A 15,477-nucleotide genomic window follows, 5' to 3' on the forward strand; every position below is an offset into this window, starting at 1 on the left:
TGATCATCACGCAAACCAGAACAACCACTCTCGGAGGGATGGAAAAATGGACGTTACCAAGACAGGCACCGGCGGCAAATGTCCCGTCGCGCATGGCGCGACCAGCCAGAGCATGCGCAGCAACCGCGACTGGTGGCCGAACCAGCTGAACCTGAAGATGCTGCATCAGAACACGGCTCTGTCGAACCCGATGGGCCCGGCTTTCAATTATGCCGAAAAGTTCAAGGCGCTGGATCTTGCCGCCCTGAAGCAGGACCTCTACGCCCTGATGACCGACAGCCAGGATTGGTGGCCGGCAGATTATGGCCATTATGGCCCGTTCTTCATCCGCATGGCCTGGCACAGCGCCGGCACCTACCGCACGGGCGATGGCCGCGGGGGCTCCACATCGGGAACGCAGCGCTTTGCACCGCTCAACAGCTTTCCCGATAACGCCAACCTCGACAAGGCCCGCCGCCTGCTGTGGCCGATCAAGCAGAAGTATGGCAACGCCATCTCGTGGGCCGACCTGATGATCCTCACCGGCAATTGCGCGCTGGAATCCATGGGCTTCAAGACCTTTGGTTTCGGGGGCGGCCGCGTCGATATCTGGGAACCGGAAGAAGACATCTACTGGGGTCCCGAAGTCGAGTGGATGACCACAAGCGACAAGGATCACAGCCGTTACACCGGCGATCGCGTGCTGGAAAACCCGCTAGCGGCCGTGCAGATGGGTCTCATCTACGTCAACCCGGAAGGCCCCGACGGCCGCCCCGATCCGCTGGCCTCTGCCCGTGACATCCGCGACACGTTTGGCCGCATGGCGATGAACGACGAGGAAACCGTGGCACTGGTGGCCGGTGGCCACACGTTCGGCAAGACCCATGGTGCAGGCGACGCCGCCCATGTCGGCCCCGAGCCGGAAGGGGCTGCCATGGCCGAACAGGGCCTTGGCTGGATGAGCACCTACAAGAGCGGCAAGGGATCGGACACCATCACATCCGGCCTTGAAGGCGCCTGGACCGCCAACCCGACGCAATGGGACATGGGTTATTTCGACGTTCTCTTCGGCTACGAATGGCAGCTGGTGAAGAGCCCTGCCGGCGCGCACCAGTGGCACGCCATCAACCTTGCCGAAAAGGACATGGCGCCGGACGCTGAAAATCCGTCGAAGAAGGTGCCGATCATGATGTCCACCGCCGACATGGCGATGCGCATGGATCCGGCCTATGAGGCGATCTCGCGCCGCTACCACCAGAACCCGGAGGAGTTTGCCGACGCCTTCGCCCGCGCCTGGTTCAAGCTGACCCACCGCGACATGGGGCCGAAAGTCCTTTATCTCGGCCCGGAAGTGCCCTCGGAAGAGCTGCTCTGGCAGGATCCGGTGCCCCCGGTTGACCACACCCTGATTGATCAGGCCGATATCGCGGCCTTGAAGGCCGAAATCCTGTCGTCGGGCCTCACCAACCAGGAACTGATCCAGACCGCCTGGGCCTCCGCTTCCACCTTCCGCGTCTCCGACAAGCGCGGCGGGGCCAATGGCGCCCGCATCCGCCTTGCCCCGCAGAAGGATTGGGCCGTTAACCAGCCGGAACAGCTGGCCCGGGTTCTTTCCACGCTCGAAGGCATCCAGTCGGCCTTCAACGCCGCACAGGATGGCGGCAAGAAGGTTTCGCTGGCCGACCTCATCGTGCTCGGCGGCACAGCGGCCGTGGAAGAAGCAGCCCGCGCCGGCGGCCATGCCATCGAAGTACCGTTCACGCCGGGTCGCACCGATGCCACAGCCGAGCAGACTGACGTGGAATCCTTTGAGGTTCTGGAACCGGTCGCCGATGGCTTCCGCAACTACCAAAAGGTCGAGTTCACCATCTCGCCCGAGGAATTGCTCATCGACAAGGCGCAGCTGCTGACCCTGACGGCACCGGAAATGACGGTTCTCGTCGGCGGCCTTCGCGTCCTGGGTGCCAACCATGGCGGCGCAACGCACGGTGTCTTCACCACCCGTCCGGGCCAGCTGACGAATGATTTCTTCGTCAACCTGCTCGACATGGGCACCGTCTGGACCCCGACTTCGCCGGCCGAGACGGCGTTTGAGGCCCGCGACCGCAAGACCGGCCAGATGAAATGGACCGCCACCCGCGTCGATCTCGTCTTCGGCTCCAACTCTCAGCTGCGCGCCCTGTCTGAAGTCTACGCCCAGAGCGACAACGACGAAAAATTCGTCCGCGACTTCGTCGCCGCCTGGGTGAAGGTAATGAACGCCGACCGGTTCGATCTGGCTACCTGATCGGCCGAGGTTTACATCAAAACGTGCCCCCGGGCGTTGCACCGGGGGCACACAGCCATGAGATGTTGAAGTTTACACATCATTCTACCGTGGAGGTCGCCCATATATCTGAGCGACACTTGACATAAATCGGCACAGCGGAAAGGAACAGCATTCCTGTCGAACAATGCCGGTAAAACAATGACATTTGCAAACCGCTATCAAGCTGCCCTGGCCTTCGTGGTTTTCGTCGCAACTGTGTTTTTTGCAGTGTGGCATGCAGCGCAGCCGCCGCTGGATATGTACGCGTTCAGACAGACGCAGACGGCTATTTCAGCCTATTGGTTTTTAAAGGATGGCTTTCAGTTGGGCTACCAGACACCCGTGCTGGGTACGCCCTGGTCTATCCCGTTTGAATTCCCCATCTACCAGATCGTGGTGGCGCTTCTTACCAAATACCTGGGTGTTCCCCTGGATGTCAGCGGCCGCATCACGAGCTATCTGTTTCTTGTCGCCTGTGTCATTCCGGCAAAGTACAGCATTGATGCACTTAAGTTGAACGGATCGACGTTTTTCGTTTTTTGTTCGTTGCTCCTTTCGTCTCCGATCTACCTCTACTGGGGAAGATCGTTCATGATAGAGACCGCGGCTCTCTTCTTCACGCTCTGCTATCTCGTTTATTTCCTGAAGATATCCAAGGGTGACCGCACCCTGCGCACGATTGGATATGCCGTTCTGTTTGCAACGTTGGGGATGCTCCAGAAGTCCACGACGACGCTGCCGATCTTCATGATTACCGCATGCATCTTTCTGGTTCAGACCGTCTTGCAGGGGAAAATCCGTGAGGACATATTCTCCAGGCGAAATTTCTGTCTGTTTTTCGCTCTGCTGACCTTTCCCGTCGCCATCGGCTTTGCCTGGGTCTCCTACACTGACCAACTGAAGGCCCTCAATGAGATCGGAAATCGCCTAACCTCAGCCAACCTGAGTGCATGGAACTGGGGAACACTCGCCCAGCGGTTCGATTCCAAGCTGTACACGGAGGTAATCTGGAAACGCGTCGTGCTCGGCAATCTCGGTGGCATCCTTGGTCTGTCGCTGCTGGCCTTTTTCCTTGTGCATGCCTTCAACACCAAAAGAAAAACAGTGCTTCTCGTGGCCTTAAGCAGCACCGCAATGGGTCTGCTGCCGTTTTTCATGTTTACCAATCTGCATATCGTCCACACCTACTATCAATCCGCCAACGTCCTGTTCCTGATATTTGCGCTCTCGGTGGCTGTGGGGCATTTCTCGTCTTCTGCACGCGGATCTCTGATCATGTGTGCGTTCACCACGGCTGTGGTCATCTCGAACTATGTCATGTTTTCGGCTACGTATTACCCGGCAATGGCGCAGCGTTTCACCAGCTCTGATCGCGACTATGCGATTGGCCTTGCGCTTCGGACAACCATGCCTGAGGGCGATCAGTTCATAGCCTACGGAAACGACTGGAGTTCAACATTCGCCTATATGGCGCAGAGGAAATCCCTCACCGCGCCGCACTGGATGTCGGACCCGACCGCGCCTCTGTCAAACCCCGACAGATATCTGGATGCCGAACGTTTTGGCGCTGTCGTGTCCTGCCCACCCCAGGGTTTGACCAAACAAGCGATCCTGACATTTGCGCAACAGCGAGATTGGAACGCAGCGGAAGTGGCCGGTTGCCTCATGGCTGTCGCCCCGGTTCAGCTCAAGAATGTCGTTCCTACCACGCAGCGTTGCGAAGGTAACATCGACGAAAAAACCGAAGTTACGGAAAACGGCATCCGTTACATCAACATCAAGGGCTGGCTCTACAACCGGGCAGCCCCAGACAACAAAGACTACGTCCTGTTCGTCAGCGTCGATGGATCGCGCTATGTCTCTGCGGTGCGCGTCCCCCGCACCGATGTCAACGATGCATTGAAACTGTCCGAGAGCGACGTAACCGGCTACTCTGTTCTCATTCCGACGTCCGTGGGACTGGACACTACTCCCTCGATCATATTTGCCGATCCCGCGATGAAGAATGCGGTGTCGTGCTCATTCGGATAAGCTGCAGTCGACCGCGGCGGGGTCGCTCGGTTCAAACAGTTGGGACTGTTCGACCATCGTTGGGGGAAGAGAATTGCGGTGTCTGGCATGGTCGACGGGCTGGGAAACGACTAGCACAATGCGACTTCAAGCAGCGACCTAGTGGCATATTCATAACAATCCACTTAATGGGATGGACTGTTCCCCCACCCCGCAGTCAAACTGGTCGCGCCAACGAAGGAGGTTGTCATGGCAAACGTTGCGGTTCTGGGAATTGATATCGCCAAGAATGTGTTCCAGCTTCATGGCGTGGGCGCCGATGGTCAGGTTGTGCTGAGACGACGCGTGATGCGCGATCAACTGCTTCAGGTGACCGAGGCTATGCCGCCTTGCCTGATTGGGATCGAAGCTTGCACGGGTGCCTTTCACTGGCAGCGGCATTTTGAGTCTCAGGGGCATACTGTGAAGATCATTGCGCCGCAGTATGTGAAGCCGTTCTTGAAGGGCCAGAAGAATGACGGCAACGATGCCCAGGCAATATGCATTGCCGTTCAACAACCACACATGCGCTTCGTGCCGAAGAAATCGATCATCCAGCAGGACATCCAGGGCCTCCACCGTGCTCGGCAGAGATTGGTCAATCATCGTGTCGCCCTGATCTCGCAGATGCGAGGTTTGCTTCTCGAGCGTGGTGTAGCGATCGCAAAGTCGGCTTCGATCGCCCAGCGAACGATACCGGAGATCATCAATAATCCAAGGATCGACATCACCGAGTTGACACGCGATATCATTGGCACGCTCCATGCCTTCCTTTTGCAGCTCAACGAAAAGATCAAATACTTCGACAAGCAGATCGAAGCCGTCTTCCGCGAGAGCGATGTTTGTCAGCGTATCGCCAAGATTCGTGGCGTCGGCCCGAAGACTGCGACGGCAGTTGTCGCGGCTGTTGGTGATGGAGCAGACTTTAAGAATGGCCGGCACCTGGCGGCATGGATGGGCCTTGTGCCGCGACAACATTCCAGCGGCGATCGACGCGTACTGCTTGGCATCAGCAAACGAGGCAGTCAGCATCTGCGAACACTTCTGGTCCACGGCGGAAGGTCAGTGGTGCGAACGGCGCAACGAAAATCTGACCCTGCGAGCGAATGGGTCAACGAGCTTAGGGAAAGGCGTGGTTACAACCGCGCAGCGGTTGCTGTCGCCAATAAGAACGCAAGGGTGATATGGGCCTTGCTTCAGCACGGTGGCGAATACCGGGCCAATCCTTAAGAGCAGGCATGCGAATTGCAGGCTGAAGGTTGAAATGGAATGAACGGTCGGACCGGCACATACGGAACCTGTCTTTTATAATGGCCGACAAGGTCTCCCATTTGTTGAGGCGTATGTGTGCGGATACCCCATTTGGGCGCTTCGGAAATGATGACGCCGTATAGATGTTTGCAATCGACCAGCGTCAGACCGCTTCAACGTAAAGCTTGCAAAGGGGGAACAGTCCATAGATATAGAAGATTTCTTTCATACGACGTCTCCAGCATAAAACAAACATCAGGGTTTCCATGCAGACAGTGCTTCCAAACGACAATGAAGACATGGCTTTGCAACCGAAGCTGCCCATTGTCGTCGATCTGGATGGAACGCTGGTTCTTTCCGACACCCTGCATGAAACAGCAGCGATTGCCCTGTTTCGCAATCCTCTCGGCCTTGCCCGCGCGCTGCCTGCGTTCCGCAAAGGCCGCCACATGCTCAAGGCTGCATTGGCCAAGGAAGTCGACCTCACGGACGAAGTTCTTCCGTTACGCGAAGATCTTGTCCAGTGGCTGCGTGAGAAGGCCGATGACGGGCATGAGCTTCATCTGTGCTCGGCGGCCGACCAGACAATTGTCGATAAGGTGGCGCAACGGGTCGGCATCTTTTCTTCGGCGACCGGCTCGGCAAAAGCGAACCTGAAGGGAAAAGCCAAGGCTGTCTACCTCAAAGAACGGTTCCCCGATGGCTTCATCTATGCGGGGGACCATGAGGTGGATCTTCCCGTCTGGCAGGCGTCGCAAGGCATTGTCCTGGTTGGTGTGTCCAATAGCGTACGCCAGCGCGCGGGAGCGCTTGGTAAACCCATCCTGGTCGAATTTCACACAGCTCCCTTGACGCCGAAGGAATTCATGAAGGTTATCCGCGTCCATCACTGGACAAAGAACCTGCTGCTTTTCGTGCCCATTACGCTCGCACATGAATTGCTGAACCTTGGCGCCGTTTTGCAGACACTGATTGCCTTCGCCTGCCTTCTGGCGGTCACCTCTGCCACTTACCTGCTGAACGATATCGCCGATCTCAATTCCGATCGGCAGCATTGGTCGAAGCGAAACCGCGCAATCGCAAGCGGTCGCCTGTCCATCCGCGCAGCATTCCTGCTGGCCGGGTGCCTGCTTGCAGGGGGCTTTTTCACCGCGCTCATGCTCTCCTTGCATTTTACCGCAGCCTTGGCCGCCTATCTCGTCATCACCGGAGCCTATTCGCTGGGGCTGAAACGGATCCCGCTTCTGGATACATTGATCATCGGCGTGCTGTTTACCACCCGTCTTACGATGGGAACCGTTTTGCTCGACGATTCGCGTCCTGCCTGGTTGCTGACCTTCGCCGTGTTTTTCTTCTTTTCACTGGCAACCGCCAAGCGCCATACGGAGATCGTGCGGGCAGCCTCCAGCGGTGATTTCAGCATCAAGAGCCGCGGTTACGAAGTGGAAGATGCAAACTTGACGCTGGCGCTCGGCATTGCAGCAGCACTTGCATCGCTGGTGGTCCTGATGATCTTCATTCTTCAGGAGATGATGCTGGGCAGAACATATGCGCACCCGGAGTTTCTCCACGGCATCCCTGTATTTCTGTCCATCTGGCTTGGGAGGATCTGGTTCCTATCGCATCGGGGAAAGATGAACGATGACCCCGTCAGCTTTGCCATTCGCGACCGCTCCAGCATCGGACTCGGCATGGCGATCGTCGCGCTGTTTCTGGCCGCGCTATGACGCATTTTGTCCCCGACGATGATTTTCGGTCCTGGGGCAACGTGCTGCAGGTTCCACATGCGGTAGCGCGGCCGAGCTGGCGTGACCAGCTAGCCAATACCATTTTGACGGGTCGGCAGCAGGGATTGCCTCTCCTGGCAACAGGCTTGAGACGCTCCTACGGTGATAGCGTTCTCAATCCGGCGGGCGGAATGATCGATATGGCGGGCCTCGACAGGATCATCCATTTCGATCCGGATCGACGCCTGCTGCGCGCCGAGGCGGGCCTGCCCCTTGACGGTCTATTGAACCTCTTCGTGCGCCAGGGCTTTTTCCCGCCAGTCACCCCGGGCACACGCTATGTCACCCTTGGCGGCGCAGTTGCCAATGACGTGCATGGCAAGAACCACCATGTGAACGGGACCTTCGGTCGATGGGTGCGACGCCTTGGGCTGTTGCGCTCCACCGGCGAAGAACTGGAACTGTCGCCGACTGAACATCCTGATCTTTTTGCAGCGACCATCGGCGGCCTTGGGCTGACCGGCCTGATCACCTGGGTGGAAATCGAACTGATCCCCATCAAAAGCGCGATGATGGACGTCGAGAACATCCCCTTCGAAGGTCTCGATGCGTTTTTCGATCTGGCAAAAAAGAGCGAAGAAAACTTCGACTATACCGTGTCTTGGATCGACTGCCTGGCAGCAGGCCCCTCGCTGGGGCGCGGGATCTTTTCGCGCGGCAACCATTGCGCCAGCGGCTCTCCCCTGCCTGATCGGGGCAATACACGTTTTAACATGCCCATAAACGTGCCGCAGATCGCAATGAACCGCCACGCCATCAACGCGTTTAATTCTCTCTATTTCTGGAATGGAAAGCGCAAGAGCGGTGGGGCGCGCGTGGGGTTGCATCCGTTCTTTTACCCGCTTGATTCAATCGGGCAATGGAACAGGCTCTACGGCAAAAAGGGCATGTATCAGTATCAGTCAGTCGTGCCGCCGGCCGTTCAGCACGACGCCACGAAGGAGATGCTGGCAGCCATCTCCGCAAGCGGTCAGGGATCGTTTTTGGCAGTCCTCAAGACGTTTGGCGCTGCCGTTTCTCCGGGCCTTCTGTCTTTTCCTATGGAGGGGACTACGCTGGCGCTTGATTTCCCGAACCGGGGCAAGGACACGTTGCGATTAATGGCGCGACTGGACGCAATCGTTCTGGCGGCGGGGGGTCGGCTTTACCCCGCCAAGGACGGTCGCATGCCGGCGCAGATGTTTCAGGCGGGTTATCCCGCTTGGCAGGCGTTTTCGAAACACGTAGACAGCGGGTTCAGCTCCCTCTTCTGGCAACGCGTGTCACAGATGTGAAGGAATACAAATTGCGCGTCATTATCCTGGGTGCGACTTCGGCGATTGCGGCATGCACGGCCCGGCTCTATGCCAAGGAAGGGGCAAGCCTCCTTCTTGTGGGCCGGGATGAGAACCGGTTGTCGCAGATGGCCGCCGACCTGAAGGCGCGTGGCGCTGAACGCGTCGAGATCGCTATCAACGATTTAGCGTCGGAAACCGATGTCGTCGCGCGGCTCTCGGCTTTCGTCGATCAGTTGGGCGGCGTCGATCATGTGCTGCTCGCCTATGGCATTCTCGGCGACCAGAGTGCTGCAGAGCGCGATCTGGCGAGCGCTGAGGAAATCTTGCGGGTAAACTTCAATTCGGCGGCCGCCTGGAGCCTTGCCGCCGCCTCTGTTCTGGAACATCAGGGCCGAGGCAGCCTCGTGGTCATCGGATCGGTTGCGGGAGATCGCGGCCGGCGCGCCAACTTCATCTACGGTGCGGCCAAGGCCGGCCTTGAAACCCTCATTGAGGGCATTGCCCACCGCTTTGCCGACAAGGGGCCACGCGCCGTGCTGATCAAGCCCGGCCCGACCATCACACCGATGACGGACGGAATGAACCGCAAGGGCCTTCTTTGGGCGACGCCGGAAACCATCGCCGCCATCACCCATGCCCGTGCCTATCGCGGCGGCTCCATCGCCTATGCACCCGGCTTCTGGCGCTACATCATGCTGATTATCCGCAACCTTCCCGGCGTGATATTCAATCGAATGGAGATCTGATGCAGAAGATCGTCATCACCGGAGCCGCAGGACTTGTCGGCCAGAACGTCATTGCCCGGCTGAAGGGCAAGCCTGACTTGCAAATCGTTGGCATCGACAAGCATCCGACCAACACGGCATTGCTGCGCCAGTTGCATCCGGAAATCGAGGTCATCGAAGCCGACCTTGCGACCGAGGGGCCTTGGATGGATGCATTTGCAGGCGCTGACGCCGTGCTGTTGAACCAGGCGCAGATCGGCGGGCTGATCGAGCAGGAATTTACCGATAACAATGTCGTGGCAACCGAAAAAATCGTGGAGGCGATGCGCCGCCACGCCGTCCCGTATTTCGTCCACATTTCATCGTCCGTCGTCAATTCGAAGGCAGACGACTTCTACACGCGTTCCAAAACCGCGCAGGAGCGCTTTATCGATACCGTCGACGACATTGCGCATGTCATCCTGCGCCCGACACTGATGTTCGGCTGGTTTGATCGCAAACATCTCGGCTGGCTTCGCCGGTTCATGGACCGCGTGCCTGTCTTCCCCATCCCCGGCGATGGCCGGTTCGTGCGCCAGCCGCTTTATGTTGGTGATTTCGCCAATGTCATCATCTCCTCGCTGCACACGAAGCCGGTGGGCACCTATGACATTTCAGGCCTTGAGCAAACCTATTACGGCGATATCATTCGGCTGATCCACCAGACGGTCAAGCCGAAGGCCCGCATCGTTCACATTCCCTACCAGATGTTCTGGTGGCTGCTGTTTTGTTATGCAAAAGTCAGCAGCAAGCCGCCATTCACCACCAGCCAGCTCGAGGCGCTGGTGATCCCGGAAACCTTCCCGGTGATCGACTGGCCGACCATCTTCAACGTTCAGGCAACGCCGTTGAAAGATGCCATTGCGGAGAGTTATCTCGACCCGCGCTACAGCAAGATCGTACTGGACTTTTAGGAGAAAACGATGAGTCGTGTGATTGTCATCGGCGCCGGTGCGATGGGACTGGCGGCAGCACATCGTGCCGCGCAATTGGGCCACGAGGTCGACCTCATCGAAGTTGATAGCGTTGCAGGTGGCATGGCCGCGCATTTCGATTTCGGCGGTCTTTCCATCGAGCGGTTCTACCATTTCGTCTGCCGAACCGACGAGCCCACTTTTGCGCTGATGCGCGAACTGGGCATTGGCGACAAGATGCGCTGGCGGCCGACCTCCATGGGCTACTTCATGAAGGGCAAGATCCATCCGTGGGGCGACCCGATTTCGCTCCTGCGCTTTCCCCATCTGAGCCTGATCGCAAAGATCCGGACCGGCCTGCAGATGTTCCTCACCACAAAAGCGTCGAGCTTTGCGTCCATTGAGAACAAGACGGCCCGTCAGTGGCTTGAAAAGGGGTCTGGGCGCGAGGTCTACCAGACGCTCTGGAAGCGCCTGATGGAGCTGAAATTCTACGAACTGGCCGACAATGTCTCCGCCTCCTGGATCGCGACACGCGTGCGCCGTATCGGCAATTCGCGCCGGTCGATCTTCCAGGAAGAACTGGGTTATATCGAGGGGGGCAGCCAGACGCTCGTTGATGCCCTCGTCTGTGCCTATACCGCAAAGGGAGGGCGCATGCATCTGGCGACATCGGTGGAGAAGGTCGAAACCGAAGGCGGCAAGGTCACTGGCGTGATCGCCGGCGGGCGCTTCCATGCGGGGGACGCGGTGATTTCCACCGTGCCCACGCCCCTTATTTCTAAGATGATACCAGACCTGCCAGCGGCGTCGAAGGCACAATACGATGCCATCCAGAACATCGGTGTCGTCTGCCTCATCTTCCGTCTCAAAAAATCGATCAGCAAGCATTTCTGGATCAATATCGTCGATGATGAGATCGACATTCCCGGCCTGATCCAGTTTTCGAACCTGCGTCCGGTCGATGATACAGTCGTCTACGTGCCCTATTACATGCCGACGACACAGGCAAAATGGCAGTGGAGCGACGACCAATTTGTGGAAGAGGCATTTTCCTACATCCGAAAGGTCAATCCGCAGATCACCGAAAGCGATCTCATCGACGTAAAAGTAGGACGGCTGAAATATGCGCAGCCGGTCTGCGAGCCGGGCTTTCTCGACACGCTGCCGCCGATCCAGACGCCGATCACCGGCCTACAGATTGCAGATACCTGCTATTATTATCCGGAGGACCGGGGAATATCGGAAAGTGTCCGCTACGGGCGCATGATGGCGGAAGCCGTCGCACCATGAAAGCTGCTCTGAAGAGGTTGCTGTCGAACCCGTTCATCCGGTTTGCGTTTTCCGGCGGCCTCGCGGCCGGCGTAAACATCCTGTCGAGAGTGGCGTTTTCGCAGATCCTTCCCTACTCGGTTGCCATCGCCATCGCCTTCCTCTTCGGCATGGTGACCGCCTTCACGCTGATGAAGTTGCTGGTGTTTGAAAAGAGCGGCCAGCGCGTTCACCATGAATATCTGCGCTTCTGCCTCGTCAACGCCGTTGCGTTTGTCCAGGTGTGGGCGGTCAGCATGGTTCTTGCACAATTTCTGCTCCCAGCCATTGGCGTTCATTCTCATGTTGAGACGATTGCCCATATCATCGGCGTGCTAAGCCCCATCGTCACCAGCTATTTGCTGCACAAGCATTTTACGTTCTCCAGATCCGGCATGTGATCGGGACGGGATCACAGACAGAGCCTGATTATCGCCGCAGCTGATTTAACCTGCACAACAGACGTGTCACGATCCAACGCTCACGCAAGGGTTGATATCATTCAAGCGGTGTGCTTCAGTCCCTCAACTGGAGAGAACGCTAATGGCTTTAGAATCAGCAGAAAATGTGCAGCAGATCTATCGTTCCAGGTTCATCGACACCGGTCTGGAGAAGCGTGACCGCGTCTGGAAAACCCTTTGCAAGAGCTACTTTAACCAGCGCGTCGTCAAAGACGGAAGCATTCTGGATCTCGCATGCGGGTATGGCGAGTTCATCAATAACGTTGATGTTCATCAGAAATTTGCTGTTGATCTCAATCCGGATGCCGCCTCGCATCTGAACCCGAGGATTAACTTCAAGTCCACGATGGCAAACGATCTCACCTACATTCCCGACAACACCCTCGACCGCGCGTTCACCTCCAATTTCCTGGAGCACTTGCCGGACAAGAAGGCCTGTGACGGTGTCCTTAAAGAGGTGCTGCGGGCACTTAAGCCTGGTGGCCGGTTTATCATTCTTGGCCCCAATATCAAATATGCCTACAAGGAATACTGGGACTTTTATGATCATTACCTCGAACTGTCGCACATATCGCTCGCGGAAGGTTTGAAGATGAACGGTTATAAGATCGTTTCGAACATCGACCGGTTTTTACCTTTCACAATGGCAAACAAACAGCCGACTCATGACTTTCTGATCAAGGCTTATCTTTCCTTACCAATCGTATGGCCTATCTTCGGAAAGCAATTCCTCGTCACAGCCGAGAAGCCGGTATAGAGCCGGCAATCAAGGCACTCCTCAAAAACCGGGAAAAGCCGAGGCGTAACGGCGCACGGTGGCAACCGAACCCGCCTTCTCACGCCGCCTGCGGAAAGAAAATCGCACGAGCCGGGTCAAAGGCGTAACCTTCGCGGAAATCGGCGGCGTCTTCTGCCAGCTGGCTTACGCTCTGCAAGATGTAATCCACCTTGTCCTCACCGAGAAGCACGGAAAAATTGAGCCGCGTGAAGCCGGGTTTTTCCATTTCTTCGCCAACCAGGATTGCACTGCGCAGGCGGGCGGATTCAGGGTCACTGATTTCCAGCAGGCGGTGGACATAAGGACCGGCGCAGGCGCAGCCGCCGCGGGCCTGGATGCCGAAACGATCCGACAGCATGCGCGTGACGAGCTGTTGGTGGAGATAACCACCCTTGCCGTCGCGGATGCGGAACGAAAAGATCGGCAGGCGCTCGGGCGACAGATTTCCGAGAAGCTGGATGTGCTGATGATCTGCCCAGGCGGCTAGCGCGCGGGCGGTCAGTTCGCGGTTGCGGGCCGCCATCTGGTGGCTGCCGATGGCATCCTTGACCAGGAAGGCAAGGGCTGCGCGGATATCGCCGACCACATTTGGCGTACCGGCCTCCTCGCGCGCTTCAAGACTATCGGCATAATCATGGCCGGTGGAGGAGACGAATTTCACCGTGCCACCGCCGCTCCATGTTGGCTTGTCGATCACGACGGCATCACGCCGGATGATCAGCACACCGGATGCGCCGGGGCCGCCGATGAACTTGTGCGGGGACACAACGATCGCATCGATCTCGGCGCCTTCTTGCGGCGTCATCGAAATCGGCAGGTAAGGCCCACCGCCGGCATAATCCCAGATGATCTTTGCGCCGGCCTGTTTGACGCGCCGGGTGACGTCGGCGACATCGGTGACGATGCCGGTGACGTTGGAGGCGGCAGAAAACGAGCAGATCACCTGGCTGAAGCCGCCGGAGGCTGCAAGCACCGTGTCGAGTTGCTGAAGATCGGGGCCGCCTTCTGCCGCCTCGTCAAGTTCCACGATGTCGGCGCCGCTTTCGCGCCAAGGCAGGATGTTGGAATGGTGTTCATAGGGGCCGATGATGACGCGTGTGCCGGGTGCTGTCGCACCAAACAGGCAGACCAGCCGGTTAAGGCCGGCCGTAGCGCCGGAACCAGCAAAGATCACCGCATGGGCATCCGTTGCACCGCAGGCACCGGCAATCACCGAACGTGCTTCGCGCCGCAGCCTTGTCATCATGCCCCCGCAATAGGAGGCTTCCGTGTGGCTGTTGGCGTAAAACGGCAGCACGTCTTCGAGGATGAAGCGCTCCACCGGCATCAGCGCGCGACCCGAGGCGACATAATCGGCATACACCAGAGGTTTTGGCCCAAAGGGTCCGTCGATCACTGCATCGCGACCGATCAGACCATCGGCGAGAGTCTTCAGGATGTCGCCCATTGCAAGTCCATCGCAAAACTTCTGCAGCATATCCGTCATCTGTCCCGTCGCCTGCGCCATCGTTTTTGATCCCCTTTTTTTACTGTGGGGCGAAGGATAGCCATTGCGCCGGTGTGGTTTCATCCCCTATCTTTGCGTCAAAATACGGTTATGTGTGTCAAATGAACGATGAAATCCTGAAATTCGATGCGATCGATCGTCGTATCCTTACCTTCCTGCAACGCGATGGCTCCCTGTCGCAGCGCGAGCTTGCCGAAAAGGTGGGGCTTTCGCAGAATGCCTGCTGGCGAAGGCTGCAACGGCTTGAAGAGGCGGGCGTGCTGAAAGGCGCGCAGGCGGTGGTGGACCTGCCGGCACTTGGGCTTGATCTCACCGTTTTCGTGATGATCCGCACCCGCCACCATTCGAAGGAATGGGCCGAAAGTTTTCGCCGCCACGTGGAAAAACTGCCCGAAGTGGTGGATTTCTACCGCATCGGCGGTGACTGGGACTATCTCCTGAAGGTCGTCACCCATGGCATGCGCGGTTATGACGCCTTCTACCAGAAGCTGATCACGGATTTCGATTTCTCCACCGTGACAGGTTTCTTTTCCATGGAGGCCATCCTGCAGAACCGCCCGACGGATCTGACGAGGTTATGACATCCTGCAATACGGCCATGCAGGAACATCGCTTGAAGCCTGAATGATCCGCCGTACATCTGTTGTGCATTGCACAATGGAGATGAATGACGATCATGAGCGACCATGTTGAAGACTTGAGCGACCTGCCGAAGGGCGACCTGACCCTGCGCACGCTGGCCATGCCCGCCGATGCCAATCCCGCCGGCGATATCTTTGGCGGCTGGGTGATGGCGCAGATGGATGCGGCCGCCGGCATCGCCTCATCGGAACGCGCCAAGGGCCGCACGGTCACGGCCGCCGTTCGCGAGATGATCTTTCGCCAGCCGGTAAAGGTCGGCGATACGCTCTGCATCTATACGACTGTTGCCCATGTCGGGCGCACCTCCATGACGCTTGCGGTGGAATGCTGGGTGCGGCGACAGTTTTCCGAAACGCGCCAGAAGGTGACGGAGGCAAGTTTCGTGATGGTGGCGCTTGATCATGCCGGCCGGCCGCGCCCGGTGGATGGCTAGGCTTGCAGCCTTGACG

13 protein-coding genes are annotated in these 15,477 nt (G+C 57.8%); 12 read left to right on the top strand and 1 reads right to left on the bottom strand.

The features are described from left to right. Positions 1-46 precede the first annotated feature (46 nt). The 10 genes from katG (at position 47) to AC4CWF_RS21520 (ending at position 12,858) form a co-directional block, all read left to right on the top strand. Entirely contained in the window at positions 47-2,266 is a 2,220-nt protein-coding gene (gene katG / locus AC4CWF_RS21475; protein WP_491287473.1) for a catalase/peroxidase HPI, read from the top strand. Between the two features lie 180 nt (positions 2,267-2,446). Beyond that, complete coding sequence (locus AC4CWF_RS21480; RefSeq protein ID WP_491287474.1) at positions 2,447-4,318, top strand: hypothetical protein; 1,872 nt, start codon at positions 2,447-2,449, stop codon at positions 4,316-4,318. A gap of 228 nt (positions 4,319-4,546) precedes the next feature. Beyond that, positions 4,547-5,566: an IS110 family RNA-guided transposase gene (locus AC4CWF_RS21485; protein WP_136600331.1), complete on the top strand. Its 1,020-nt coding sequence runs from the start codon at positions 4,547-4,549 to the stop codon at positions 5,564-5,566. 287 nt (positions 5,567-5,853) lie between these two features. Then, the gene (locus AC4CWF_RS21490; RefSeq protein ID WP_491287475.1) at positions 5,854-7,314 is read left to right on the top strand and encodes a UbiA family prenyltransferase; all 1,461 of its coding nucleotides are present in this window, start codon (positions 5,854-5,856) and stop codon (positions 7,312-7,314) included. Next, positions 7,311-8,648, top strand: a complete 1,338-nt coding sequence (locus AC4CWF_RS21495) for an FAD-binding protein (protein WP_491287477.1) — start codon at positions 7,311-7,313, stop codon at positions 8,646-8,648. The genes AC4CWF_RS21490 and AC4CWF_RS21495 overlap by 4 nt, the downstream gene beginning before the upstream one ends. An 11-nt stretch (positions 8,649-8,659) precedes the next feature. Then, complete coding sequence (locus tag AC4CWF_RS21500) at positions 8,660-9,397, top strand: SDR family NAD(P)-dependent oxidoreductase (protein WP_491287478.1); 738 nt, start codon at positions 8,660-8,662, stop codon at positions 9,395-9,397. Next, a complete protein-coding gene (locus AC4CWF_RS21505) occupies positions 9,397-10,329 on the top strand; it encodes an NAD-dependent epimerase/dehydratase family protein (RefSeq protein WP_491287481.1) in 933 nt (310 codons plus the stop codon). The genes AC4CWF_RS21500 and AC4CWF_RS21505 overlap by 1 nt, the downstream gene beginning before the upstream one ends. A 9-nt stretch (positions 10,330-10,338) precedes the next feature. After that, positions 10,339-11,622 carry an NAD(P)/FAD-dependent oxidoreductase gene (locus tag AC4CWF_RS21510; RefSeq protein WP_491287483.1) on the top strand — a complete coding sequence of 428 codons (1,284 nt, stop codon included), beginning with the start codon at positions 10,339-10,341 and terminating at the stop codon, positions 11,620-11,622. Then, on the top strand, positions 11,619-12,041 hold the full coding sequence (locus tag AC4CWF_RS21515; RefSeq protein ID WP_491287485.1) for a GtrA family protein: 423 nt from the start codon (positions 11,619-11,621) through the stop codon (positions 12,039-12,041). The genes AC4CWF_RS21510 and AC4CWF_RS21515 overlap by 4 nt, the downstream gene beginning before the upstream one ends. A 142-nt stretch (positions 12,042-12,183) precedes the next feature. After that, positions 12,184-12,858: a class I SAM-dependent methyltransferase gene (locus AC4CWF_RS21520; RefSeq protein WP_491287487.1), complete on the top strand. Its 675-nt coding sequence runs from the start codon at positions 12,184-12,186 to the stop codon at positions 12,856-12,858. Between the two features lie 79 nt (positions 12,859-12,937). Here the strand turns inward: AC4CWF_RS21520 and AC4CWF_RS21525 are convergent, their stop codons facing one another. Further along, positions 12,938-14,386 (bottom strand): aminotransferase class V-fold PLP-dependent enzyme, encoded by a 1,449-nt coding sequence (locus AC4CWF_RS21525; protein WP_491287490.1) that lies wholly within the window; start codon positions 14,384-14,386, stop codon positions 12,938-12,940. A 101-nt stretch (positions 14,387-14,487) separates the two neighbouring features. Here AC4CWF_RS21525 and AC4CWF_RS21530 point away from each other — a divergent pair, with 101 nt between their 5' ends. Together AC4CWF_RS21530 and AC4CWF_RS21535 are read left to right on the top strand one after the other, a co-directional pair. Beyond that, complete coding sequence (locus AC4CWF_RS21530) at positions 14,488-14,967, top strand: Lrp/AsnC family transcriptional regulator (RefSeq protein WP_491287492.1); 480 nt, start codon at positions 14,488-14,490, stop codon at positions 14,965-14,967. Positions 14,968-15,062: 95 nt separating this feature from the next. Beyond that, positions 15,063-15,461 (top strand): acyl-CoA thioesterase, encoded by a 399-nt coding sequence (locus AC4CWF_RS21535; RefSeq protein WP_491287494.1) that lies wholly within the window; start codon positions 15,063-15,065, stop codon positions 15,459-15,461. Positions 15,462-15,477 lie beyond the last annotated feature (16 nt).

It is taken from the genome of Neorhizobium sp. PAMB6630 (genome assembly GCF_058242775.1).